This window comes from Variovorax sucrosi, from assembly GCF_051216635.1.
In the GTDB taxonomy this organism is placed as follows: domain Bacteria; phylum Pseudomonadota; class Gammaproteobacteria; order Burkholderiales; family Burkholderiaceae_C; genus Variovorax.
Map to the genome: position 1 here is coordinate 30,976 of NZ_JBPJZU010000011.1, position 22,038 is coordinate 53,013.

Annotated in this window: 22 protein-coding genes and 1 riboswitch; of the genes, 8 read left to right on the forward strand and 14 right to left on the reverse strand. The window is 68.8% G+C overall.

The genetic code is table 11. The features are described 5' to 3' along the window. Positions 1-16: 16 nt before the first annotated feature. Positions 17-1,003: a TIGR01777 family oxidoreductase gene (locus tag ACSFBE_RS20715; protein ID WP_435492298.1), complete on the reverse strand. Its 987-nt coding sequence runs from the start codon at positions 1,001-1,003 to the stop codon at positions 17-19. Positions 1,004-1,132: 129 nt separating this feature from the next. On the opposite strand from ACSFBE_RS20715, the gene queA reads away from it, so the two are divergent. After that, positions 1,133-2,173 carry a tRNA preQ1(34) S-adenosylmethionine ribosyltransferase-isomerase QueA gene (queA, locus tag ACSFBE_RS20720; RefSeq protein WP_435492299.1) on the forward strand — a complete coding sequence of 347 codons (1,041 nt, stop codon included), beginning with the start codon at positions 1,133-1,135 and terminating at the stop codon, positions 2,171-2,173. Positions 2,174-2,177: 4 nt separating this feature from the next. Continuing rightward, positions 2,178-3,350, forward strand: a complete 1,173-nt coding sequence (tgt, locus tag ACSFBE_RS20725) for a tRNA guanosine(34) transglycosylase Tgt (protein ID WP_435492300.1) — start codon at positions 2,178-2,180, stop codon at positions 3,348-3,350. 15 nt (positions 3,351-3,365) lie between these two features. Here tgt and ACSFBE_RS20730 read toward each other — a convergent pair whose 3' ends face one another. The 9 genes from ACSFBE_RS20730 to ACSFBE_RS20770 form a co-directional block, all read right to left on the reverse strand. Beyond that, positions 3,366-3,740 carry a hypothetical protein gene (locus ACSFBE_RS20730; protein WP_435492301.1) on the reverse strand — a complete coding sequence of 125 codons (375 nt, stop codon included), beginning with the start codon at positions 3,738-3,740 and terminating at the stop codon, positions 3,366-3,368. 138 nt (positions 3,741-3,878) lie between these two features. After that, a complete protein-coding gene (locus ACSFBE_RS20735) occupies positions 3,879-4,262 on the reverse strand; it encodes a DUF3597 domain-containing protein (protein WP_435492302.1) in 384 nt (127 codons plus the stop codon). Between the two features lie 65 nt (positions 4,263-4,327). Continuing rightward, entirely contained in the window at positions 4,328-5,410 is a 1,083-nt protein-coding gene (locus ACSFBE_RS20740; RefSeq protein WP_435492303.1) for a serine endopeptidase, read from the reverse strand. 36 nt (positions 5,411-5,446) lie between these two features. Further along, on the reverse strand, positions 5,447-6,253 hold the full coding sequence (locus tag ACSFBE_RS20745; RefSeq protein ID WP_435492441.1) for a DUF2145 domain-containing protein: 807 nt from the start codon (positions 6,251-6,253) through the stop codon (positions 5,447-5,449). Positions 6,254-6,336: 83 nt separating this feature from the next. Then, entirely contained in the window at positions 6,337-6,783 is a 447-nt protein-coding gene (locus ACSFBE_RS20750) for a hypothetical protein (protein ID WP_435492304.1), read from the reverse strand. 35 nt (positions 6,784-6,818) lie between these two features. Further along, positions 6,819-7,304 (reverse strand): YiaA/YiaB family inner membrane protein, encoded by a 486-nt coding sequence (locus ACSFBE_RS20755; RefSeq protein WP_435492305.1) that lies wholly within the window; start codon positions 7,302-7,304, stop codon positions 6,819-6,821. A gap of 126 nt (positions 7,305-7,430) precedes the next feature. After that, positions 7,431-8,099: a phosphatase PAP2 family protein gene (locus tag ACSFBE_RS20760; RefSeq protein WP_435492306.1), complete on the reverse strand. Its 669-nt coding sequence runs from the start codon at positions 8,097-8,099 to the stop codon at positions 7,431-7,433. Further along, positions 8,099-10,030, reverse strand: coding sequence for an MFS transporter (locus ACSFBE_RS20765; RefSeq protein ID WP_435492307.1), 1,932 nt, complete (start codon positions 10,028-10,030; stop codon positions 8,099-8,101). The genes ACSFBE_RS20760 and ACSFBE_RS20765 overlap by 1 nt, the downstream gene beginning before the upstream one ends. Next, on the reverse strand, positions 10,027-10,902 hold the full coding sequence (locus tag ACSFBE_RS20770) for a hypothetical protein (protein WP_435492308.1): 876 nt from the start codon (positions 10,900-10,902) through the stop codon (positions 10,027-10,029). Before ACSFBE_RS20770 ends, ACSFBE_RS20765 begins: the two co-directional genes overlap by 4 nt. A gap of 140 nt (positions 10,903-11,042) precedes the next feature. Between ACSFBE_RS20770 and ACSFBE_RS20775 the strand changes: the two genes are divergently transcribed. Together ACSFBE_RS20775 and ACSFBE_RS20780 are read left to right on the forward strand one after the other, a co-directional pair. Next, complete coding sequence (locus tag ACSFBE_RS20775; protein ID WP_435492309.1) at positions 11,043-11,801, forward strand: helix-turn-helix domain-containing protein; 759 nt, start codon at positions 11,043-11,045, stop codon at positions 11,799-11,801. A gap of 187 nt (positions 11,802-11,988) precedes the next feature. Next, positions 11,989-12,095: riboswitch (glycine riboswitch) on the forward strand. A gap of 82 nt (positions 12,096-12,177) precedes the next feature. Next, a complete protein-coding gene (locus tag ACSFBE_RS20780) occupies positions 12,178-13,407 on the forward strand; it encodes an FAD-dependent oxidoreductase (RefSeq protein WP_435492310.1) in 1,230 nt (409 codons plus the stop codon). Here the strand turns inward: ACSFBE_RS20780 and ACSFBE_RS20785 are convergent, their stop codons facing one another. Further along, positions 13,408-14,670 (reverse strand): FIST signal transduction protein, encoded by a 1,263-nt coding sequence (locus tag ACSFBE_RS20785; RefSeq protein ID WP_435492311.1) that lies wholly within the window; start codon positions 14,668-14,670, stop codon positions 13,408-13,410. A gap of 66 nt (positions 14,671-14,736) precedes the next feature. After that, positions 14,737-15,447, reverse strand: a complete 711-nt coding sequence (locus ACSFBE_RS20790; protein WP_435492312.1) for a PhaM family polyhydroxyalkanoate granule multifunctional regulatory protein — start codon at positions 15,445-15,447, stop codon at positions 14,737-14,739. 213 nt (positions 15,448-15,660) lie between these two features. On the opposite strand from ACSFBE_RS20790, the gene ACSFBE_RS20795 reads away from it, so the two are divergent. Next, positions 15,661-16,257, forward strand: a complete 597-nt coding sequence (locus ACSFBE_RS20795) for a MarC family protein (protein WP_435492313.1) — start codon at positions 15,661-15,663, stop codon at positions 16,255-16,257. Beyond that, positions 16,254-17,417, forward strand: a complete 1,164-nt coding sequence (locus tag ACSFBE_RS20800; protein ID WP_435492314.1) for a toxin-antitoxin system YwqK family antitoxin — start codon at positions 16,254-16,256, stop codon at positions 17,415-17,417. The genes ACSFBE_RS20795 and ACSFBE_RS20800 overlap by 4 nt, the downstream gene beginning before the upstream one ends. 165 nt (positions 17,418-17,582) lie before the next feature. On the opposite strand, the gene ACSFBE_RS20805 is transcribed toward ACSFBE_RS20800, so the two are convergent. Continuing rightward, a complete protein-coding gene (locus tag ACSFBE_RS20805; RefSeq protein ID WP_435492315.1) occupies positions 17,583-19,244 on the reverse strand; it encodes an ATP-binding protein in 1,662 nt (553 codons plus the stop codon). Positions 19,245-19,250: 6 nt separating this feature from the next. Then, on the reverse strand, positions 19,251-20,327 hold the full coding sequence (locus tag ACSFBE_RS20810) for a fumarylacetoacetate hydrolase family protein (protein ID WP_435492316.1): 1,077 nt from the start codon (positions 20,325-20,327) through the stop codon (positions 19,251-19,253). 97 nt (positions 20,328-20,424) lie between these two features. On the opposite strand from ACSFBE_RS20810, the gene ACSFBE_RS20815 reads away from it, so the two are divergent. Beyond that, positions 20,425-21,582: a DUF3108 domain-containing protein gene (locus ACSFBE_RS20815; RefSeq protein WP_435492317.1), complete on the forward strand. Its 1,158-nt coding sequence runs from the start codon at positions 20,425-20,427 to the stop codon at positions 21,580-21,582. A gap of 107 nt (positions 21,583-21,689) precedes the next feature. Next, positions 21,690-21,968, forward strand: coding sequence for a BTH_I0359 family protein (locus ACSFBE_RS20820; protein WP_435492442.1), 279 nt, complete (start codon positions 21,690-21,692; stop codon positions 21,966-21,968). The last annotated feature ends 70 nt before the right edge of the window (positions 21,969-22,038 follow it).

Here is a 22,038-nt window from a genome sequence, read left to right on the forward strand (position 1 = left end):
GGCTTGCGCGGCACGTTCAGCAGAGGTCCTGCAGCGCGCTGCGCGCATCGGGGAAACGGAAGCGAAAGCCTGTATCGGTCAGGCGTTTCGGTGCCACGCGCTGGCCTTCGAGCAGCACGTCGGCCTGCTCGCCGAGTGCGAGGCGCACCGGCGCGGCCGGCACGGGCAGCCAGAACGGCCGGTGCAACACCTGGGCGGCGGTGCGCATGAAGTCTTCCTGCGCCAGGGCCTCGGGCGCCGTGAAGTTCCAGGCCTGCGGTTCGGTCGGCGCGCCTGGGGCTGCCCCGATGCGCCACACGTGGGCCATGGCGCCCAGCAGATCCTGCAGATGGATCCACGACACCCACTGCCGGCCGGTGCCCAACCGGCCGCCGGCACCCATCTTCACCGGCAGCAGAAGCCCCGGCAACGCACCGCCGTGCCCCAACACCAGGCCGAAGCGCAGGCAGGCCACACGCACGCCGTGCGCGGCAGCAGCGTGCGCCGACGCTTCCCACGCCTGGCACAGACGCGACATGAAGAGGGGTTGCGGCGGGCTCGCCTCGGTCAGTTCCGCCACAGCGCCCTGCGGCTGCACGCCGTAGTAGCCGATGGCCGAGCCGGACAGCATCAGCCACGGCTTGACAGGCCGGCGCGCGATCCACGCGACCAGCGCATCGGTCAGCCCCGCGCGGCTCGCAAGCAATGCGGCCTGGCGCGCAGCCGTCCAGCGCGGACCGACGATGCGCGCACCGGCGAGATTGACCACCACGTCGACCGCGGGCGTCGCAGGGATCTCGTCGAGCTGTCGAACGCAACGCACGGTCGCGCCGAATCGCCGGGCGGCGGCCGCCACATCGCGCGTCCACACGGTCACGCTGTGGCCGTCGGCCCGCAGCGCCGCGACCAGATGGCGGCCGACGAAGCCGGTGCCCCCGGTGACCAGCACATGCTGCGGCGCATCGCCGAAGCGTGGCGCCGACACGCCCGCGGCGTCGGGATTCGAAACGGGTGGCGTGGTCATGCACCGATTCTGCCGCGCCGCCCTGCCGCGCATCCGGCCTTTTCCGCCATGGGACAATCGCGCCCGATTTCCGTCTCCAGTCCGTCTCCCCCGCCTCCTTGGCACGGGCCCGTCCGGCCCTCAAGCACCATGCGCGCCTTCACGCTTTCCGATTTCGATTTCGCCCTGCCGCCCGATCTGGTCGCGCAGCACCCCGCCACCGAACGCACCTCGTCGCGCCTGCTCGATGGCACGGGCGCCGCACCGGTCGACCGCATCTTCCGCGACCTGCCCAGCCAGCTGAAGCGCGGCGACCTGCTGGTCTTCAACGACACCCGCGTGGTCAAGGCGCGGCTTTTCGGCGAGAAGCCGACGGGCGGCAAGCTCGAGCTGCTGGTCGAGCGCGTGCTGCAGGGTCAGGAGACGGTGTGCCACATGAAGGTCAGCAAGAAGCCGCCTGTCGGCACCACACTGCAGATGGTCGGCGGCTTCACCGCCACGCTGCTCGGCCGCTGGCCGGAAGAAGACGGCGCTCTCTTCCGCTTCGCCTTCGAAAGCCCGGCCGGCGAAGACCCCTACGCGCTGATGGCGCGCTGCGGCCATGTGCCACTGCCACCGTACATCGCGCACACCGACTCGGCCGAAGACGAAAGCCGCTACCAGACCGTGTTCGCGCGCGTCCCCGGTGCCGTGGCCGCACCGACCGCCGCGCTGCACTTCGATGAAGGGCTGCTGGCCGAGCTCGAAACGCGCGGCGTGCAGCGAGCCAGCGTCACGCTGCACGTCGGCGCCGGCACCTTCCAGCCGGTGAAAACCGAGAACATCGCCGAGCACACGATGCACGCCGAGCGCTACGAGGTGCCCGAAGCCACCCAGCGCGCCATCGCCGACTGCAAGGCGCGCGGCGGCCGTGTGGTCGCGGTCGGCACAACCACCGTGCGCACGCTCGAATCGTGGGCGAAGAGCGGTGAGGCGTCCGGCGATACGCGCATCTTCATCACGCCGGGCTTCGACTTCACGCACGTCGACCTGCTGATCACCAACTTCCACCTTCCCAAGAGCACGCTGATGATGCTGGTGAGCGCCCTCGCCGGCTACGAGCGCGTGATGGCGCTGTACGCCCACGCCATCGCCCACCGCTACCGCTTCTTCAGCTACGGCGACGCCATGCTGCTGGCACGACAGGACTGAACCCATGCTGAACTTCGAACTGCTCACCACCGACCCGACGAGCCATGCGCGCCGCGGCACGCTCACGCTCAACCACGGCCCGGTGCAGACGCCGATCTTCATGCCCGTGGGCACCTACGGCACCGTCAAGGGCGTGATGCCGCGCAGCCTCCAAGAGATGGGCGCACAGATCATCCTGGGCAACACCTTCCACCTGTGGATGCGCCCCGGCCTCGACGTGATGGCGAGCTTCGGCGGGCTGCACCAGTTCGAAAAGTGGGACAAGCCGATCCTCACCGACTCGGGCGGCTTCCAGGTGTGGTCGCTGGGCGCGATGCGCAAGATCAGCGAGGAAGGCGTGAAGTTCGCATCGCCGGTCAATGGCGACAAGCTGTTCCTCACGCCCGAGGTCTCGATGCAGATCCAGGCCATCCTCAACAGCGACATCGTCATGCAGTTCGACGAATGCACGCCCTACGATACGAACGGCCACATCACGACCGAGGCCGAGGCGCGCACGTCGATGGAACTGAGCCTGCGCTGGGCGCAGCGCTGCAAGACCGAATTCGCGCGACTCGAGAACCCGAACGCGCTGTTCGGCATCGTGCAGGGCGGCATGTTCGAGAACCTGCGCGAGGAATCGCTGGCCGCGCTGGTCGACATGGACTTTCCCGGCTACGCCATCGGCGGCGTGAGCGTGGGTGAGCCGAAAGAAGAGATGCTGCACATCATGGGCCACACGCCGCACCGGCTGCCGGCCCACAAACCGCGCTACCTGATGGGCGTGGGCACGCCCGAGGACCTGGTGCAGGGCGTGGCCGACGGCGTTGACATGTTCGACTGCGTGATGCCCACGCGCAATGCGCGCAACGGCACGATGTTCACGCGCTACGGCGACCTGAAGATGCGCAACGCGCGCCACAAGATGGACCCGCAGCCGGTCGACCCGAGCTGCACCTGCCACGCCTGCGCCGGCACATCCGGTGTGAGCTGGAACGACGGCGGCCGCGAGGGCTTCAGCCGCGCTTACCTGCACCACCTCGACCGCTGCGGCGAGATGCTCGGCCCGATGCTCTGCACCATCCACAACCTGCACTACTACCTGAACCTGATGCGCGAGATCCGCGAAGCGCTCGACGCCAGGCGCTTCGCCGAGTTCCGGCAGCAGTTCAAGGCCGAGCGCGCACGCGGGGTGTGAACCGGGCGTCAGCGGCTATTTGGCCGCAGCGATGAAGGGCTTGACCGGCAGCGGCGTGCTGTACGGCTCAATGCGCAGCAGCTCGCTCTTGAACACCGCGATCTGCCGCAGTGGCGCCTGCACCAGCGCACCGTCCGCCTCCTTGGCGGAGGCATATTGCCAAAGCGTGATCTGGCCCTTCTCGGCCAGCAGCGCGGCGAGCCGCTGCACCGCGGGCTCGTTGCCCCTGCCGAGCTGCTCGACGTCGACACCGACGACGATGTCGTCGCGCGGCGAGACGATCTTGAACAGTTTCACGCCGGCAGCGGCTTCGCCGTGGGCAGTGAGCGCCCAGGCGCTCGCCGAGACGAGGACGAGCCGCACCACGGCACGGCAGTAGGAAAAGGACATCGCTGGATCCCGTCGCATGGAAAGCCGGCAAGCGTAGGCGCGCACAACGGCGCTGCCCATTCGACGGAAGCCATACGCCGCTCGGCCCAAGCGTAAAAAAGCCCGTCGGCGACGGGCTTCGGATGCGAGCGCGGCGAATCAGTCGCGCAGTTCGGCCGGCACGGTGCCGCCGTTGGCGGCGATGCGGGTCATGACCTGGCGGTGCAGCCAGAGGTTCCAGCCCGCAGAGCCCGGCTCGTCGTTGCCGGTGTAGATCAACTCGTTGGCCAGTTCCTTGCGCGCGGCGAGGCTGCTGTCCAGGCCGAGCAGCTTCATCAGATCCACGATGGACGTGCGCCAGTTCAGAGCGCTCGCGCCGGGCATGGCATCCAGGATGGGGGTCACGTCGCCCAGCGGAATGGAGGGCGGCGGTGCGACCGGGGCCGGGGCGCTTGCCGAAGGTGCAGGTGCCGGCGCAGCCGTCACCTCGGCAGCGTTGGCCGACGGAAAAATCTTGGAAAAAATCTTGCCGAAAATGCTCATGAGTACTCCTTGAATATCAGACTGGTTCTGTGAAACGCGGCGCCGGGCGCCGCACGAAGCTTCTATCACGCAGGCAAGGCGCCAGCCACTGTTTGCTTGTCCGAAAGTGTTCGCGTCTGTGCCGACGTGCCGCATGCATGGCAGAACTTCGAGAAGGCGCTCTTGCGCGCATCGCAGGCACCGCAATGGTCGAACAGGCCGATGCCGCAGTGCGGGCAGAAATCGATCGCCGGGTTCTTCAGGTCCACCGGGCGCTCGCAGCCGGGGCACACGCTCTTGGCCAGGCGCGCCAGCGCGGTGTCGTAGCTCAGCTCCTCGCGCCGCACGATGTCCGGCTGTGCCTCGGCCAGCTTCTGACGGGCCAGGTAGCGGTTGAGCGCGACGATCGCATAGCGCCCGACCAGCACCGTCAGCACGATGCCCACCACGTAGCGCACATAGCCGCCGTAGCTCGGCAGGTAGGGCACCAGCTCGACGAAGAAGGCGAACAGCGCGAAGAAGATGAAGCCCCAGACGAAGGGCCAGTAGGTGCTCTTGCGCTTCTTCACGAACAGCCAGCCGGCCACGAGCAGCAGCGGCAGCGTGAGCGCCAGTCGGTAGCCGAACACGCGCAGCTCGACGCGGCGGTATTCGGCGTTGAGCTTTTCCTGTGCCGTTGCCTCGAGCTCGGCGAGTTTCTGCCGCGCAGACGCCTGCGCCTGGCGCGCGTCCAGCGCGACCTGCTCCTGCACGTCGACCTTCTGCTGGGCCTCGTCTTCCTTGGCCTTCAGGGCATCGAGCGCACGGGTGCGCGCGATCAGCTCGGCGTCCTGGTCGGGCTGCGCCGTGGCACGGCGCGTCGCCACCCAGTTGCCGAAGGTTTCGCGCGCCGTGCGGCTGGACTGCTGGGCCACGGACAGCTTCAGCTCGGCCTGCTCCAACTCGCGGGCCGCCTGCTGCTCGGTGCGCTCGGCCTCGCGCACACCGGCCCGCAAGGGCTCCGCCGCCGCACGGTCGATGAAGTCGTCGAGTTGCAGGGCCCGCTCGACCTGCGGCAGGTCACCCACCAGGGTGCCGCCGAGGCCGATCAGGAAGCTGGCGAACACCAGCGCCACCAGCCAGAGGCCGCGGCGAAACCATTTTTCAGAGAGGCGCAAGGATTTGCTCATTGTTCTTCTTTCCAGTGATGCGTTCCCTCGAACGCGTTACAGCCCGAGTGTGACCGGCGCCGCGCCCAGCCCGCTGCGCTGCAGCCAGGCGAACACCGAATCGGCGCTGACCGTCTCGATGCGATCGGCAAAGCGCTTCTCGTTGGGATGGTCGTCGAACGCCACGTTGGCCTTGCTCATGCGCCCACCCAGCCGCGTGAGCGGGCCGAGCGTGAGCGTGGTTGGCGCATAGCCCTTCAAGCGCAGCCACGCCTGCGCCTGGCTGCGGTCGGTCACGGTCGACGACTCCATGGCCAGCGCCAGCGTCTCGATCACCCACTGGTTCGACTGCTGGTATTTGTCGGCCCACACATAGCTCACCAGGCTGTAGGCCGGCGTGTGCAGGCGCCCGATGCCGGCCGCGGGTGGCGCCGCCAGCAGCGCCGCGAGTTGCGACTGCACCGCCGACGTGGGCACCGACCACGCGGCCTCGTAGCGCCACGGATCGTCGAGGAAGAACTCGCCCAGCCCCTGGCGGTAGAGGCCGGCCACCGCCGTGCCGCACTGGTTGAGCTTGTGTGCCACGCGCCACGGGCCGGCGTCGGTCTTGAAGGCGATGCCGACATGCGACCAGCGCAGCCCGTACTTGCCCAGGTCCTGGCCGGCGCGTGCCAGCAGCACCACGCGCGCGCCGCTGGCGTCCAGCGCCTGCGCCGTTCGCTCGGCCAGCGTCAGGCCCTGCTGCACCTGCTGCGCGGTGGGGCGGACCTGTTCGCACGAGCGGCCCGCGTGCGATTCGGTCGGAAAGAGGAACAGGCCGGCCAGCACGACCGCCGCCGCGAGCAGCGCGGTGCGCAGCGCCATGCGCACGCGCCAGGGCCAGCCCGGCGCCGCCACTTCGCGTCCGAAATCGTCGTAGTGGCCGAAATGGGTGGGGGCGCGCGGGTTCACATCAGCCTCTCGTTGTGAAGCAGCGCCCGGCCGATGGTGTTGGGAATGAAGGCGATCATCTCGCCCGCAGCGGACAGCACGACGCCGCTGCCGATCACGCTCACCGTGACGACGGTGCCGACCGCGATCGCGCTGCCCTGCACCGCATGACCGGCAAGCCGCACACTGGCACGTGCGCCGTCCGACGCGCGCTCGAGCAGGCAGACGGTGCCCGCGGCCGAGGCCTCGACCGCCACCACCGTGAGCGCGGCACCGCCCACCGACAAAGCGACCGGCACGGCCACCACGGCACTGGCGGCAGCGCCCGCCACCGAGGCGGTACCGACCACCGAGGCCACTGGCAGCAGCGACAGGGCCACCGAGGCTTCGCTCTGCGCGTGCGCCACGAAAGCGGTGCAGACGGTGCAGGCGGCCAGCAGGGAAACGATCAATGTCTTTTTCATCAGATTGCTCCTGAAAAGGGTCCGGGTACTGCGCGTCATTCCGCAGCGCTGTCAGCGCCACGGGCTTCGCGGCGGCCTTGCAGGCGGGCCTCGGCCAGATCGGCCTCATGGCGGTCCCGCAGCGTCTTGGCCAGCGTGAAGGCCGCGCTGATGAGGAACAGCCAACTCACACCGAGGAAGGCCTTGTAGGTTTCGTTGATGTCCATGCGCAGCAGGCCCCAGCCGGTCAACCCCATGGCGGTGAGGAAGCCGCCCCAGACCACCAGCTTCCACATCGGCGTGTCGCCGGCCGAGCGGGTCGCACCGTGCTGGTTGTCGCGCACAAACTTCGCCAACACGAAAGCCGCCGACAGGCAGAACACGTAGCCCATCACCATGAAGGCGCGGTCGAGCGCCGCACCGGGCAGCCAGCCGAGGCCGATGGCGCAGAGCGACACGGCGACGCCGAAGGAGGTCCAGACCTGGAACTGCCAGGCGCGGGTATCGCGTTGGACGGAGACGTGGAAAGGAAGGGGTTGCATGAAAGCCTCGCGGCGTTGTGAAGGTGATCGGATGATCGACTCCACTTCGCCGAGAAGGCGCATTTCAATGCACCAGGCCTCCTGTGCAGCGCCTTCAGTATCGAATTTCGATACCCATACGCCGCATCAGGTCCGTCGCAGATCGTCCCGGGTGTAGGGGCGCTCGATGCCGGCCAGCCGGACGGCGATGGCTTCGAGCAGGTTCTGCGTCGGCGCCGGCGCGCCGGGCGTCTGGAAGGCCAGCGGCAGCAGCAAGCCGAGCAGCATCGCCGGCCAGGGCACCCGGGGCGCCGGTTGGCGGCGCACAAGTCGCAGGAAGGCAAGGCAGATCGCGATGCCCAGCAGCAGGCCGGCTACCACCTCCGACGCCGAGTGCGCGAAGATCGCCAGGCGCGACGCACCGATGGCCGCGCCCAGGGCCCAGCCGGCCGCCACCGCGATGCGGCGCACCGCGGCCGACCGCCGCGCCGCCAGCATCCAGAGCGCCACCGACCACACGCTGGTGCTGATGGCCGTGTGGCCGCTGAAGCCGGTGAAGTTCAAGCGGGCGCTGCCGATGCCCCAGCCCATGAACGCGAGCTTCGATGCCACGATCAGCGCGCCACCGGCGCCGAAGGCCAGGCACCAGCTGAAGGCGGTCCAGCGGCTGCCGCCCGGCGACAGCCACAGCAGCAGCACGATCAGCACCGACGCCGGCAGCATCAGGCCGCTGTCGCCCAGCCAGGTGAAGGCGTGCCAGAACTCCGGCGGCACGGCGCCGAGCGTCCCCCAGAAGGCGTCGCGCAGCCCCGCCATCAAGCGGCGAGCAGTCCGCTGACGCGCGACTGGAGCGATTCGGGCTGCACCTGCGCGCCGGGCACGGCCGGCCCGACGTTGAGCCCCACACGGCTGAACAGCCCGCGGCGGAAGGGCCGCACCATGGCGACGTTCTGCCCGTCACGCTGCTCGATGCGACTGAAGAAGGAGCCCCAGAGGTTGGTCAGCGCCATCGGGATCACTGGCGGGTCGATGCCCTCGGCCCGTGCTGCCGCCAGGATCTTCATCACGCCGCCCTTGAAGGGCTGCAGCGTGCCGTCGCGGGTGATCGCGCCCTCGGGGAAGATGGCGAGCAAGTCGCCCTCGCGCAACACGTCGACCGCCTGCGCGAAGGCGCGCTCGTAGGCGACCGGGTCGTCCTTCTGCGGCGCAATCGGGATCGCCTTGGCCAGCTTGAAGAGCGCTCCCAGCACCGGCACCCGGAAGATGCGGTGGTCCATGATGAAGCGGATGGGACGCGGGCTGGCCGCCATGAGCAGCACGGCGTCGATGAAGCTCACATGGTTGCACACCAGCACCGCCGCGCCCTCGGTCGGGATGTGCTCGTCGCCGCGGATGCGAAAGCGGTAGATGAAGTGCGACAGCAGCCAGGACACGAAGCGCAGCAGGTATTCCGGCACCAGCATGAAGATGTAGAAGGCCACCACCGCGTTGGCGATGCCGGTGAACAGGAAGATCTGCGGGATGGTGAAGCCGGCCTTGAGCAGCGCGCCGGCGATGACCGCGCTGGCGATCATGAAGAGCGCATTCAGGATGTTGTTTGCCGCGATGATGCGCGCGCGGTGCGTCGGCTGGCTGCGCAGCTGGATCAGCGCGTACATCGGCACGCTGTAGAGGCCGGCGAAGAGCGACAGCAGGCCGAGATCGGCCATCACGCGCCAGTGCGCTGCCTGGCCGACGAAGGCGCCCAGGCCCATCTCCGGCGCCGCGGGCAGGCCGCGCGAGGCGAAGTACAGGTCGATCGCGAACACGCTCATGCCAATGGCGCCGAGCGGCACCAGGCCGATCTCGACCTGACGGCGGCTCAGTGTTTCGCACAACAGCGAGCCGATGCCGATGCCGATCGAGAACACCACCAAGAGCAGCGAGGCGACTTGTTCGTTGCCGTGCAGCACCTCCTTCGCGAAGCTCGGAAACTGGCTCAGGAAGACGGCGCCGAAGAACCACATCCACGAGATGCCCAGGAGCGAGCGGAACACGACCAGGTTGCCGTGCGCCAGCTTCAGGTTGCGCCAGGTTTCGCTGAACGGGTTCCAGTTGATGACGAGGTTCGGGTCGGTCGCCGGCGCGGTCGGAATGGCCTGCGCCACGCCACGCCCCACCAGCGCCAGCCCCACGCACGCGACTGCCACCGTCGTGTGGCCGACACCCGGCAGCGCCACCAGCAGGCCACCGGCCACCTGGCCCAGCAGGATGGCGACGAAGGTGCCCATCTCGACCATGCCGTTGCCGCCGGTGAGCTCGCGCGCGTCGAGCACCTGCGGCAGGTAGGCGAACTTGACCGGGCCGAACAGCGTGGAATGCAGGCCCATCAGGAAGACGCAGCCGAGCAGCACCGCGGCGTCGGCCCGCACGAAGCCCCAGGCCGCGATGAACATGATCGCGATCTCGAGGTTCTTGACGAAGCGGATCATCTTCGTCTTGTCGTACTTGTCGGTCAGCTGGCCGGCCGTTGCCGAGAACAGCAGGAAGGGCAGGATGAACAACGCCCCGATCGCCAGGCCGGCCAGCGCCGGCGGCATCCAGCTCAGCTGGAGCTGATAGGTCACCATCACGGTGAAGGCGAACTTGAAGAGGTTGTCGTTGGCCGCGCCGGCGAACTGCGTCCAGAAGAAGGGGGCGAAGCGCCGCTGGCCCAGCAGGGCGAACTGATTGGCGTGTGTCTCGGCGGCAGCGGCAGGTGATGTCATTCGAATGTCCCTGTCGGGCTCCTCAGACCGTCATGGCGGTGGCGCGTGGATTGTGCCGCAGGGCCCAGGCCAGCCAGCCCATCGATGGCCCGCAGCACCGGCCAGGCGGCGCAGGCGGCCACCAGATGCTTCAGGCTGTGGCCCGAGACGAACTGCCCGGTGGCCTCGAAGATCGCCTGGTCGCCCAGCTCGAACAGCTTGGCCACGGCATAGAACAGGACCACCGCGCCGAGCCGCAGGCCGATGGCACCGGGCACCGGCCGCAGCACGGCAAGCACCAGCACCAGCGCCATGCCACCGAACTGCACCACGGCCCAGGGCAGCACATCGCCGCGCTCGTGGTAGGCCGCTACCGCCAGCATGCCGCCGAGAAAGGCTGCGCAGGCCGCCGGCCAGCCGGCGCGCGAGCTGACCCGCTCGCACACCGCCAGGCCGACGATGCCGGCGAAGGCGATCGCCATGCCGGCGCGGTCGGCGGCGAGGCGCAGCGCGTCCGGCTGCAGGTGATAGAAGACCGAGCCGGCGGCGGTGAAGATCAGCCCGGCGAAGAACAGCCAGGCACAGTCGAGTGCGTTGGCTGCGCACAGCCGCTCATGCAGCGTGTCGAAGCGCCGCAGCCGCAGCAGGCCCCACAGGCCGAAGGCCGCGAATGGCAGGTTGCTCAGCACATCCACCGCGAACGGCAAGCCGCGCCAGGCGCGGTCGTCGGCGAAGGCGGCCCCGGCCGCCGCGCTCGGATCGGGCACGGCGGGCCCCAGGCAGGCAATGAGCACGAAGGCGGCGAAGGCGGCCAGCAGCCCGCGCTCGCGGGACGACAGATGCGAGAGACGGCGAAACAGCGGCACGGTCGGCGAACGGTCTGGGCGGTTCATGGCGGGGCTCCGGTGATGCAGGTGATGCGGTGGGAGCGGAATCTAGTTGCCGGCGGAACTATTTGGCATCGAAAATCGATACGGTCTGCCGATTCAGAACGATCGGTATCGAAAAACAATACCAAGGACGCTTCCACGCCATGAGCACCACCATCGACCTCGTCCAGGCGCTGAAGAACGAGCTGAAGAACGCCCGCATGACCTATGCCGACCTGGCCCGCGCCCTCGGCATGGCGGAATCCAGTGTGAAGCGGATGCTCGCCAAGGGCGACATGCCGCTTACCCGGGTCGATGCGATCTGCCGGGCGCTGAAGATCGACTTCGCCGAGCTGGCCCGCCGCGTGGCCGACGCCCAACCGCTGCTGCGCGAGCTGACGCAGGAGCAGGAAAAAGCCGTGGTGCGCGACAAGAAGCTGCTGCTGGTCGCCATCAACGTGCTGAGCCAGTGGACGCTGGAGCAGATCGTCGCAGCCTACCGCATCACCGAGGCCGAGTGCATCGCCTGCCTGGTGCAGCTCGACCGCATCGGCATCATCGAACTGCGTCCGCTCAACCGCTACCGGCTGAAGCTGGCCAAGACCTTCCGCTGGCGGCCGCACGGGCCGGTGATGGACTTCTTCCGCGAGAACGTGGTGCTCGACTACTACCGCGGCGGGTTCGACGGCCCGGCCGAGGGGCTGCTGCTGGTGCACGGCTCGATCAGCCGGGCGCTGGCGCCATCCTTCCTCGAGCGGCTGCAGCGGGTGGCGCAGGATTTCGCGCAGCAGCACCAGACGGACCAGAAGCTGCCGCCCAACGACCGCGAGGGCTACACCCTGCTGCTGGGCATGCGGAACTGGGAATTCGAGGCCTTCACCCGGCTGCGGCGCAGCGATGCCAGGCCGACCAAGTCCGCCTGAGGTGGGACGATCGATCGGGCGGGCATGGGCGGTCACGGAGGGATAGGCCAAATGGCCAGTTCTCGAATTTGTCAAGACGGGTAAACTCCAGGGTGCAGGAGAGCGGGTGTCCTCACCCCACCGTACGCGCAAACTCCCATGAACGCCGAGGTGAACCGCATGCCGGTTCGATGACTGCCGTCTATTGATCTAGCCGTCTGGAGAGCCATCGCCCCGCGCGATGCACCGAAGGAGCAACCCCGCTGCACGTCGCCGCGGGCGAATCTCTCAGGTACCAAGGACAGAGGGAGCGGCGAACCCGAACTCCGGATCCGGCCCGCAACCCCACGGTTTGTCGTGCATCCGCCGTTTGTGCCATCCCACAAGGATCTGGACCATGCGCGTGATTGTTCTGGGCGGCGGTCTTCTTGGCGTCGCTTCGGCCTACTACCTCCAGCAACTCGGCCACGAGGTGACGGTGATCGACCGCCACGGCACGCCCGCTGCCAAGGCCCGCGGCCTGGTCGAGCCGCCCGCGCCAGCACCGGCCCCGGCACCCTCCACGCGTCCGGGCTCGCCGTGGCGCGCGGCCGTCGACCGGCTGCGCCACCGGGTTCAGGCCTGGGCCGGCTACCTGACCGGGGCGGCGCACCGGCCCACCGAGCGGCTCGAACACCTGGTGCGCCTGGGCGCCTACAGCCGCGAGAGCGTGCGGGCGCTGCGCCGGGAAGCCGGCGTCAGCCTCTCGTCGCCGGGCACCGCCTGGATGCGCATCTACACCGACGCCGACGCCTTCGAGCAATTCGCCCGGCGTGTGCCACGGCTGCATGCGCTCGGCTGTGCGCTGCACCTGCTGTCGGCCGACGAGGCCCTGCGCCTGGAACCGGCGCTCGAGCCCTTGCGCGGAACGCTGGCCGGCGCCGCCTTCACGCGTGAAGACACCTCGCCCGACCCGGCCAGCTTCGCCGGCAGCACCCTCTTCATGTGCCGCGCGGCCGGTGTGCACTTCCTGACGAAGCACACGGTGACGCAGTTGCATGCGCTGGATGGCCGCGTGGACCATGTGGAACTGTTGAACGCCGACGGCGAACGCATCACCCTGCGCGCCGACGCCTATGTCATGGCGCTGGGCAGCGGCAGCGCGCCGCTGGCGCAGGCCCTGGGCGTGCCGCTGCGCTTGCGGCGGGTGCAGGAGTATTCCGTATTGCTGCCGCTGAAGGACCCCGCGCGCGCCCCGCAGCTCATGCTGTACGACGGCGTGGGCCGACTGCGCATGCGGCGCGTCAGCACGCCGGAGGGCGACCAGCTGCGGGTGTGGTCGACGGTGCGCATCGACGGCGCCGCACCGGTGCTGTCGGACCCGGAACGCCTCGCCCGCATGCTGTCGCGCGTCGAGGAACTGCTGCCCGGCCTGACCGAGCGCCGCGGCGCCACGCTGACCCTCCGGCCACATGTGCGCAGCGCCAGCGGGCTGCCGGTGATCGGTCGCACCCGCCTGCGCAACCTGTTCCTCAATGTCGCGCCCGGCGCACCGGGCTGGACCCACGTGTGCGGCGCCGGCAAGTCGATCGCCCGCATCGTCAGCGGGCTGTCCCCCGAGGTCGAGTTCGCCTTCGCGAAGGGCTGATCAGGCGACGAACACCGTCAGCACGCCGGTGTAGCCGTACACATGGTGGCGGGCGATCTCGCCGGCCGCGAAGAAGCCGACCAGCGGCACGTCGCCCAGCGCATGCCGCACGATCTGCATCTCGGCGTTGGGTGCGCCGAAGTGCGGCCCGCCGCGGCCCGAGCAGCTGACGTACACCGCACCGGCCACGCGGCGTGCCGGATGTGGCGCCGCCTCGGCCTCGCCGGCAGCCACCGCGCGTGCGGTCGCCAGCGTCTGCTCCTCGGGTTCGAGTTCCTCGCGGATCTCGGCGCAGATGCGCATCAGGTCGGCGCGCGCGGCCTGCGCGTTGCGCCGGCAGAAGCTCATGCGCATGCCGGCTTCGGCCAGGTCGGCGATCGCCACGCCACGGCGGGTCGGGTCGAGCCCGATGATGTGGCGCACCCGCACATCGGCCCCGAGGTCGCCGGTGCGGCGGACGCCGTCGCTGCCGGCATCGACCAGGCCCACGAGCGTCGCGCGCACCGCCTCGATCGCCGCCTGCGGCTCGTCGAGCGACACGCCGAGGTCGGACAGCAACACGTCGAGGGCCGGCTGGCCGTCGAGCTGGAGCAGCAGATTGCCGTCAGCCTCGGTGATCTCGCGCTCGCGCGAGACCGGCTGGCAGCCCTGCGTGACCCGCGACACCAGCCGCACGCCCTCGCCGAACACCACGCCCGACATGCCGCCGGAGAACACGCCGCCCGCGGCGCCATGGCCGCGGATGTTGCCGTTGCCGCCGACGGCGAACTGCAGCGAGCCTTCGCGGCCGGAGGACAGGCCGCCGAACAGGTAGCCGGTGTCGGTGCGTCCCGCCATCTCGCCGACCAGTTCGGCCAGCTCGGGCGTGCGCGGGTCGGCGTGGACGAGTGCGGTGTGCGGCTCGAAGCCTGCCATCTCCGAGCTGCCCAGCGGTGCCACGCCAGAGAACACCCGGTACTGGTCGCTCGGCAGCGCGCACAGCATGAGGCTCAGCGCGGGCTCGTCGAAGTACTCGGCATTGTTGGCCGACACGCCGACGCCCACGGTGCCCGACCAGTCGGTCACCTCCGGCAGCTCGGCGCCCAGGTGATCGAGGATGTCCTGCGCGTCGTCGGCGTAGTGGTCGGTGATGTAGAGCAGGCCCAGCGTCGGCGCGGAGGCGTATTCGGGCAGCGCCATCTGCGCACGCACCTGGGCCAGGGCAAGGCCGGCCGCCATGCGCCATTGCGGATGGGTGGCGTGGCCGGTGGGAAAGAGTTTCATGCGCGCATTTCCGGGGAAGTCCGGGTGTTCTCAGGGTTCAGGGGGGCAAGGGCAGGCCGCGCCGGCTCAGCGGCCCCGGGCACGCGGTGCGGCGGCGGCCTTGCGCGCTGCGGGGGTGATCTTCTTGGTGGCAGCCGCTTTCCGGGCCGCGGCCTTCTTGGCGGCCGGGGGACGCGCCGATGCCTTGGCCGTCGTGGCCGCGCCGGGCATCTTCAACTGCCCCGCATCGTGCATGGCCGTCTGCGCGATGTGCTGGAACTGCTGTGTCAACGCGTTCCACCACTGCAGCGGGTCGACCACGCCGGGCGCCGTTGCCTTGGCGTCGTCGCCGCGGCCATTCTCGGGTGCATCGGCGGGCGGTTCGGCGCCGTTCTCCTGCGCGATGGAGGGCGGTGCCGGCGCCTCGTCGGCCGGTTCGACCGATGCGGTGGGGGCCGATACCGGAGGCGCAACGGTCGCGGTGAAGGCCTTGGCCAGGTCTTCCATCTGGACGTTCATGCCGCGCAGGGTCGACAGCGTCATCTTCTGCACTTCGAGCGCCTGGATGGTCGCCCTCAGCGCATGGCCGTTCTGTTCGAGCCAGTACTGCACGGTCTTCAATTCCTGGATGCGCTTGTCGACCTCTTCGACCGACAGCGTGGGCGCTACCCAGCTGGACAGGCTCGGCATGCCGGCGACGCTGCCGCCGCCCGGAGCCGTGCCGCCGGCGAGGTTTTTCAGGAAGTCGAAGCCCGGGACGAACTGGCTGAAAGCGAAAGGGGATGTCGCATCGTTCATGGCTGCCTCCGGCGGTGATTTCGTCAGCTTACTCCACGCGCCCGTAGGCGGTCGGGGCTTGTGAGCGTGGGTGTTCGCTGGCAAGGCACTGCGGCCGATAATCCACCGCATGAACACTCTGTTTCATCTTGGCTTCCGTGCCCGCGCCCTCGGTCGGGCCGCGTCGGAAGAGCCCGGCCGGGCAGGCCCTCGGGAAGACATCGGGGCCACGGTTTGACCTACACCTTCGCTTCGGCCACGGTCCTGCTGCTGATCTGCGACCCGCTGGGCAACATCCCGATCTTCGCCAATGCGCTGCGGCATGTGGCGCCCGAGCGGCGTGCGGGGGTGATCCTGCGCGAGGTGCTGATCGCCTTCGTGCTGCTGCTGGCCTTCATGTTCGTCGGCGACAGCTTCCTGCGCGTAATGGGGCTGTCGGGCCTGTCGCTGCAAATCGCAGGTGCGGTGGTGCTCTTTCTCATCGCGCTGCGCATGATCTTCCCGAACCACACGGCCTACGAGAGTGCCGACACGCGCGAGCCGCTGATCGTGCCGCTGGCGATCCCGGCGCTGGCCGGCCCGTCGGCCCTTGCCACGGTGATGCTGCTGGTGTCGCAGGCGCCGCAGCGCCGGCTCGAGTGGATCGCCGCGCTCAGCGTGACGATGGCGGTCTGCGCCCTGGTGCTGGTGCTGTCCGACCGCATCCAGCGGCTGATCGGCGACCGCGTGGCGCTGGCGCTCGAGCGTCTCATGGGGCTGATCCTGGTGGCCGTCGCGGTGGAGATGATGATCCGCGGCCTCAAGTCGCTGGCGATGGAGATGAGCCGATGAAAGCGCTGGCGTTCGCACTGGTCTCTGCGCTGATGACTTTGGCCGGTGGCACCGCCCATGCGGTGCAGGACTGCGACCTCAACGGCGAGCGCGTCAACCCGGCCAACGGCAACACGACCCAGAGCAAGACCGGCGTCATGCGCTGCAAGGACCGCGACAGCGGCGAACTGCAGCGCGAGCAGGAGCTGCGCAACGGCGTCTTCATGGGCGCGGTGCGCTACTACGACCGCGGCAAGCTGGCCAAGGAGCACAGCGTGAACGCCAAGGGCAACCTGCACGGCCGCGCGCGCGAGTTCTACCCCGATGGCCAGGTGCTGCGCGAGGCGACCTACGACGACGGCCACGAGCTCGGCCTGGTGCGCAGCTTCCACCCGAGCGGGCAGCTGCGCCGCCTCGCCTTCTACGCCGAGCCGGGCGGCGAGCGCGCGTCGGCCGAATTCACGCCCGCCGGCCAGCTGTCCGCGCTGCGCTGCACCGACAAGCCGGTGCTGGCGCCGGTCGTGGACGATGTGCGGCTGTGCGGCTTCGCCGGCAGCGGCCCCTCGCCCGTGGACCTGTTCGGCGACAAGGGCGGGCTGCGCGCACGGATGTCCTTCGTCGCCGGCAAGCGGGTGCGCAGCGAACGGTTCTACGACAACGGCAAACCCGAATCGATCGACGAGCTCTCGGGCAACCAGCGCATCGAGCAGCGCTTCTCCTCCGAAGGCATCAAGCGCTACGAACTGGTGGCGCTCGTGGCCGAGCGCGGCAATGTGAAACAGCGCGAGGCGGAGTATTCGGAGCGCGGTTCGCTGGTGCGCGAGCAGCGCTGGTCGCCCACCGGTGCCGCGCTCACGGACGACAGCTACTACCTCAACGGCCAGCCGCGCAGCAAGACGGTCTACACCGGCGAAGGGCTGTCGCGGGTGGCCGACATCACCGAGTTCCACGACAACGGCCAGCGCGCCGCCCAGGGCCGCTTCGCCGCACCGGCGCCGCGCGGCCGCCTGCTGCCGGTGGGTCTGCATCGCCGCTTCGACGAACTCGGTCGACCGGTCAGCGAATCGGCCTACGACGCCAAGGGCCGCGTCACCCGCGAGCGCACCTGGGACGCCAACGGGCAGCCCGACCGCGACGACGAGGTGTTTCCGGACGGCTCTCGGCGGGCGTACGCGAAGTAGAAATCAGCCGGTCTTCACGGATACACCAACTCTTCGATGAGCGGGGCGCGCAGACACGACAGTGCTTTCTTCAGCCCCTTAAACTTGACTTCGGGCACTCAGGCACGCCCATGGTCTTTATAAGTGCTTGATTTTGAAGGACTATTTCACCCACCAAAGCTGCGCTTAAACCTTTTCCGGCCTGTCAGGGTTAAAGACAGGGGATTCCGCCAAATGCCACCGCGCCCATCGCCGCTGGCCCATCACACGAATAGCGCCCTCGTTGCGCAACTCGTCCAACAGGTGCTGCACCGCCTTGACCGGCAGCGCCGGCAGCACCTGCCGAAACTCGCTCAGCGGTGCCCCGGCCTGCCCTTGGTCTCGCAGGTGCTTCAGCAACAGCGCCTTGTTGGTTCCGTGATCGAGCCCGCGCTTGCGCGTGTAAGTGCCCTTGGCGCCCAGCGCTGCATAGAGCGCCGCCGCCAGGATGTAGCGTGCGCTCTTCCCACGGCCAAGCACCTCCACGGCGCCAACGGCCGCCAACGCCGGCAGGCGCTCTTGCAACGCAGGAGCCAAAGGCCGCTCGTGCTGCAGGCATTCCAGCGCCAGGTAGTCCAGGGTAGAGAACGATCGCAGCGTCTCTTCACCCAGGCGCTCCATAAAGCGAACGAAGGCAGGGTTGCGCACGCCGCCTTCCAACGTCAACCGCACTTCGTGCGCCGCTGTTCCGGCAAAGCTGGGTAACGGCTTGCCCTGCCGAACCGCGCTTTCCACCATCAGGTTCAGACCCTGGCCAGATCGCTCAATCAGACCGCACTTCGCCAAAGCCTCGGCCAAGCGGCGGTTGCGCGGATTCTGTTGATCGATGATGTTTTCGGGTGTGATGCCCGGCGGCAGACCGCCAGGGCTCACGACTTCCAGTCGCTTGGCGTACTGCCTCACGAACACCGAACCGCCCAAGCGATAGTCGCGATGCGCCAACGCATTCAGCACGGCTTCGCGCACCGGCACCTCGTCGAAAGTCGGCAGGTCCATGCGAAAGAAGTCGTCCTGGTAGCTTTGCCGATCGTTGCGCAGGTTGATCTTTTTCCACAGCTTGTCTTGCCAGGCCAAAAAACCTTCGCGGTACTCCTCGCGGTCTGCCGCCGGACCGGCAGCTTCGGACGACCGGTACTCGAAGACCAGCTCAGCCTGAGGCAGACAGCGACCCAGAACAGTTCGTGTGCCCAACAGGATCAGCGCCGCGTAGCTGACCTGGTCGCCCTCGACCAGTAGTTCGGCATTGCGCAGTGTTTCGGCATCGCTCCAATCGCGCTTGCGCCGATCGCCAGACTTTTGCGCCCAACGATCGCGGAACACTGCGACGGATTCCGGCGCCAGGTCGGCCAGCGTCGCCCCTGGACAGGGTTGTGCCGAGAAGTCCGGCCCCGTTTCCGCGAACACGGCTCGCAGTTCGTGATCGCTCAGCGGCGCGAGATCATCACCCGCCCGCTTGTAGTAACGCCCATCGATCTGCCACGCCGTGCCCGGCAGCCGCGAAGGCACATGCACGATCACGACCCGTCCCTCTGGCAACCGAAGCTCTTCCACGGGAATACGGTGGCCCAGCTTCTGATGCAGACCGGCCTCGGTGCGGCCCGGCTCATCGAAGGCCAAGGAGCCGACGATGCTGCGCGGCCGCTTGTCCGTCACACCGAGCACAACGGTGCCACCTCCTTCATTGGCAAGCGCCACACAGTACTTCAGCAACTTCTCAAAGTCGTAGCGCTGTTTGGCTTCCTTGAACTCCAGCCGATGACCTTCAGGTTCGGCGAGCCACGCTAACAACTGTTCAGGCGAAGTGGGCACAGCGCATCAGCCCCCGGCAACGTCTGCTGCGGCCTGCGCCTTGAGCGCATTCGCCGCAGCCGCCGCCCGCTCCCGCCCGCCCGGCGCCACGATCTCCTGATCGATCGCGCCGAACAGCGAGCGGCCGTCCAGCCCCTTCATCTCGATGCGGATGGTGTCGCCGTAGCGCATGAATTCGGTGCTCGGCTGGCCGTCCTGGATGGTTTCGATGCAGCGCTTTTCGGCGATGCAGGAGTAGCCCTTGGGCCATTCCATGCGGCCGTTCTTTTCCACACCCTTGTTGCTCACGGTGCCGCTGCCGACGACGCTGCCGGCGCGCACGTTGCGCGTCTTGGCGATATGGGCGATGAGCTGGCCGAAGTGGAAGGTCATCTCGTCGCCCGCATCGCACAGGCCGACCTTGCGGCCGTTCCAGGTGCTTTGCAGCGGCAGGTGGACGCGGCCTTCGCGCCAGGCCTCGCCCAACTCGTCGAGCGTGACGGCCACGGGGCTGAAGGCGGTGGCGGGCTTGCTCTGGAAAAAGCCGAAACCCTTCGCCAGTTCGGCGGGGATCAAGTTGCGCAGGCTGACATCGTTGACCAGCATGACGAGGCGGATGCCGTCGAGCGCCTGCTCGGGCGTGACGCCCATGCGCACGTCGCCGGTGACCACCGCGATCTCGGCCTCGAAGTCGATGCCCATCGATTCGCTCGGCACCACCACGTCGTCCATCGGGCCGATGAAGTCGTCGCTGCCGCCCTGGTACATCAGCGGGTCGGCGTAGAAGCTCTCGGGCACCTCGGCGTTGCGGGCCTTGCGCACCAGCTCGACGTGGTTGAGGTAGGCCGAGCCGTCGGCCCACTGGTAGGCGCGCGGCAGCGGGGCCATGCACTGGGCCGGTTCGAAGGGGAAGGCGTGGCGCGCGCGGCCGGTGTTGAGCGCGTCGTACAGATCCTGCAGCTGCGGGCTCATGAAGCCCCAGTCGTCGAGCACCTGCTGCAGCCGGCTGGCAATGCCGGTGGCGTAGTGGGCGAGCGTGAGGTCGCGCGAAACGACGACCAGCTGGCCGTCACGCGAGCCGTCCTTGAGGGTGGCGAGTTTCATGGGGGCGGCGAGGCCGGGCGGGCATCGCAACTAAACTGATTGAACGGGCGGCAGTGTACCGAGGTGAACCTCCGGCGCGTCGCGCGATCCACACCCGATGACGAGTTCTGCCCTCCCCCCGCACGCCGGCGCCATCGCGTCGGAGCGACCGGCGTGGCGCACGCTCGCGGCGGTGGCGGCCGTCGTCGTGGCCGCCCATGTGGCACTGCTGGGCTGGGTCTCCGGGTCGATGCAGCGCCCGGCCGCGACGATGGAGCAATTCGTCACCCGCACGATCGTGATCGCACCGCCGGCCCCACCACCCGCCCCACTGGCGGTCGAGGCGCCGAAGCCGCCGCCCGCGCCGGCGAAGGCCGCCCCGCCGCCCCCGAAGCCGAAACCCAGGCCGCGACCGGCGCCGCCTGCCGTGGCCTCGCCCGACCCCACGCCAGCGGCGGCGCCCGCGGAGGCGAGCGATCCGGCCCCGGCGTCGGCGGACGCCGGGAGCGGCGATGCGGCGTCCACGGCGCCTGCAGGCAGCGGCGACAGCACACCGGCATCCGCGCCGGCCGCAGGTGGCGCCGCCCCGACGGCCGCGTCCGGCACGGCCGACAGCCCGGCCGCCTTCAAGGTGCCGGGCTCGGTTCGCCTGAAGTTCGCTGCCAGCGGCCAGATGGGCGCTTCGCCGATGAACCTCTTCGGCGAGCTCGAATGGAAGCAGGACGGGCAGGCCTACGACGCGCGACTGTCGCTGGGCGCCCTGTTCGTCACCCTGCGCTCGCAGCGCAGCCAGGGCGTGATCGGCCCCGGCGGCATCGAACCCTCGCGCTTCTCCGACACCCGCAAGACCGAGGTGGCTTCGCATTTCGTCCGCGACAAGGGCCAGGTGGTATTCAGCAACAACGCCCCGCCGGTGCCGCTGATGCCCGGCGCGCAAGACCGGCTGAGCGTGATGCTGCAGCTGGGCGCCCTGCTGGCCGGCGACCCGGCCCGCTACCCGACCGACGGGGCGATCGCCGTCCAGACGGTGGGCCCGCGCGACGCCGACATCTGGATCTTCAAGATCGGCGAGGAAGAGACGCTGCGGCTGCCGGCCGGCGAATTCGTCGCCCGCAAGCTCACCCGCACGCCGCGCCGCCCCTACGACGACACGGTCGAACTCTGGCTGGCGCCGGCGCTGGGCTACCTGCCGGTGCGGTTTAAATGGACACAGGCGAACGGCGACTTCGCCGACATGCGTTTGCGTGAACAACTGCCTGCCGGCGGGCCGAATTGACCGGTCAATGGGGTTTCGTGCCGAGGAAGCTCAACCCTTCTTGAAACTGGCGCGTTGATAGCCATCTGACACCCATGAACGCCATCGACATCCTCACCGGACCCGCCATGAACATGCTGTACGACTCGGAATCGTTCGTCGTCGTGCATGTGCAGCCGACCGAGGGCGAAGCCCCGGTGCAGCCGCACCTGCCCGTGCTGGCGCGTCACGGCTTCGAGATCGTCGACAAACGCTCCGGCAAGGAGGTCTACCTCGACGGCTCCTGGGCGGAATTGTTCCAGCAGCAGATCGCCGCCTGGCAGCTCAACACGCCGACGCAGGAAGAGGTCGAAGACACGCTCGAAGGCTACGCCGAGCTGGCGCACACGCCCGTGCTGGTGCACTGATCCGCAGAGCGCCGCAGATCGAGACCGGGCGCCGCGCGTGGGCCTGGTGTGCCCTTGGTCTTAGTATTGC

Excerpts from the sequence above, each read along its gene's own strand:
- ACSFBE_RS20715 (WP_435492298.1), bottom strand. The coding sequence starts at position 1,003 with ATGACCACGCCACCCGTTTCGAATCCCGACGCCGCGGGCGTGTCGGCG.
- ACSFBE_RS20770 (WP_435492308.1), bottom strand. The coding sequence starts at position 10,902 with ATGAACCGCCCAGACCGTTCGCCGACCGTGCCGCTGTTTCGCCGTCTC.
- ACSFBE_RS20775 (WP_435492309.1), top strand. The coding sequence starts at position 11,043 with ATGAGCACCACCATCGACCTCGTCCAGGCGCTGAAGAACGAGCTGAAG.
- ACSFBE_RS20790 (WP_435492312.1), bottom strand. The coding sequence starts at position 15,447 with ATGAACGATGCGACATCCCCTTTCGCTTTCAGCCAGTTCGTCCCGGGC.
- ACSFBE_RS20780 (WP_435492310.1), top strand. The coding sequence starts at position 12,178 with ATGCGCGTGATTGTTCTGGGCGGCGGTCTTCTTGGCGTCGCTTCGGCC.
- queA (WP_435492299.1), top strand. The coding sequence starts at position 1,133 with ATGCGCGCCTTCACGCTTTCCGATTTCGATTTCGCCCTGCCGCCCGAT.
- ACSFBE_RS20820 (WP_435492442.1), top strand. The coding sequence starts at position 21,690 with ATGAACATGCTGTACGACTCGGAATCGTTCGTCGTCGTGCATGTGCAG.
- ACSFBE_RS20785 (WP_435492311.1), bottom strand. The coding sequence starts at position 14,670 with ATGAAACTCTTTCCCACCGGCCACGCCACCCATCCGCAATGGCGCATG.
- ACSFBE_RS20800 (WP_435492314.1), top strand. The coding sequence starts at position 16,254 with ATGAAAGCGCTGGCGTTCGCACTGGTCTCTGCGCTGATGACTTTGGCC.
- ACSFBE_RS20750 (WP_435492304.1), bottom strand. The coding sequence starts at position 6,783 with ATGAAAAAGACATTGATCGTTTCCCTGCTGGCCGCCTGCACCGTCTGC.
- ACSFBE_RS20745 (WP_435492441.1), bottom strand. The coding sequence starts at position 6,253 with ATGGCGCTGCGCACCGCGCTGCTCGCGGCGGCGGTCGTGCTGGCCGGC.
- ACSFBE_RS20730 (WP_435492301.1), bottom strand. The coding sequence starts at position 3,740 with ATGTCCTTTTCCTACTGCCGTGCCGTGGTGCGGCTCGTCCTCGTCTCG.
- ACSFBE_RS20760 (WP_435492306.1), bottom strand. The coding sequence starts at position 8,099 with ATGGCGGGGCTGCGCGACGCCTTCTGGGGGACGCTCGGCGCCGTGCCG.
- ACSFBE_RS20755 (WP_435492305.1), bottom strand. The coding sequence starts at position 7,304 with ATGCAACCCCTTCCTTTCCACGTCTCCGTCCAACGCGATACCCGCGCC.
- ACSFBE_RS20740 (WP_435492303.1), bottom strand. The coding sequence starts at position 5,410 with ATGAGCAAATCCTTGCGCCTCTCTGAAAAATGGTTTCGCCGCGGCCTC.
- tgt (WP_435492300.1), top strand. The coding sequence starts at position 2,178 with ATGCTGAACTTCGAACTGCTCACCACCGACCCGACGAGCCATGCGCGC.
- ACSFBE_RS20810 (WP_435492316.1), bottom strand. The coding sequence starts at position 20,327 with ATGAAACTCGCCACCCTCAAGGACGGCTCGCGTGACGGCCAGCTGGTC.
- ACSFBE_RS20735 (WP_435492302.1), bottom strand. The coding sequence starts at position 4,262 with ATGAGCATTTTCGGCAAGATTTTTTCCAAGATTTTTCCGTCGGCCAAC.
- ACSFBE_RS20815 (WP_435492317.1), top strand. The coding sequence starts at position 20,425 with ATGACGAGTTCTGCCCTCCCCCCGCACGCCGGCGCCATCGCGTCGGAG.
- ACSFBE_RS20765 (WP_435492307.1), bottom strand. The coding sequence starts at position 10,030 with ATGACATCACCTGCCGCTGCCGCCGAGACACACGCCAATCAGTTCGCC.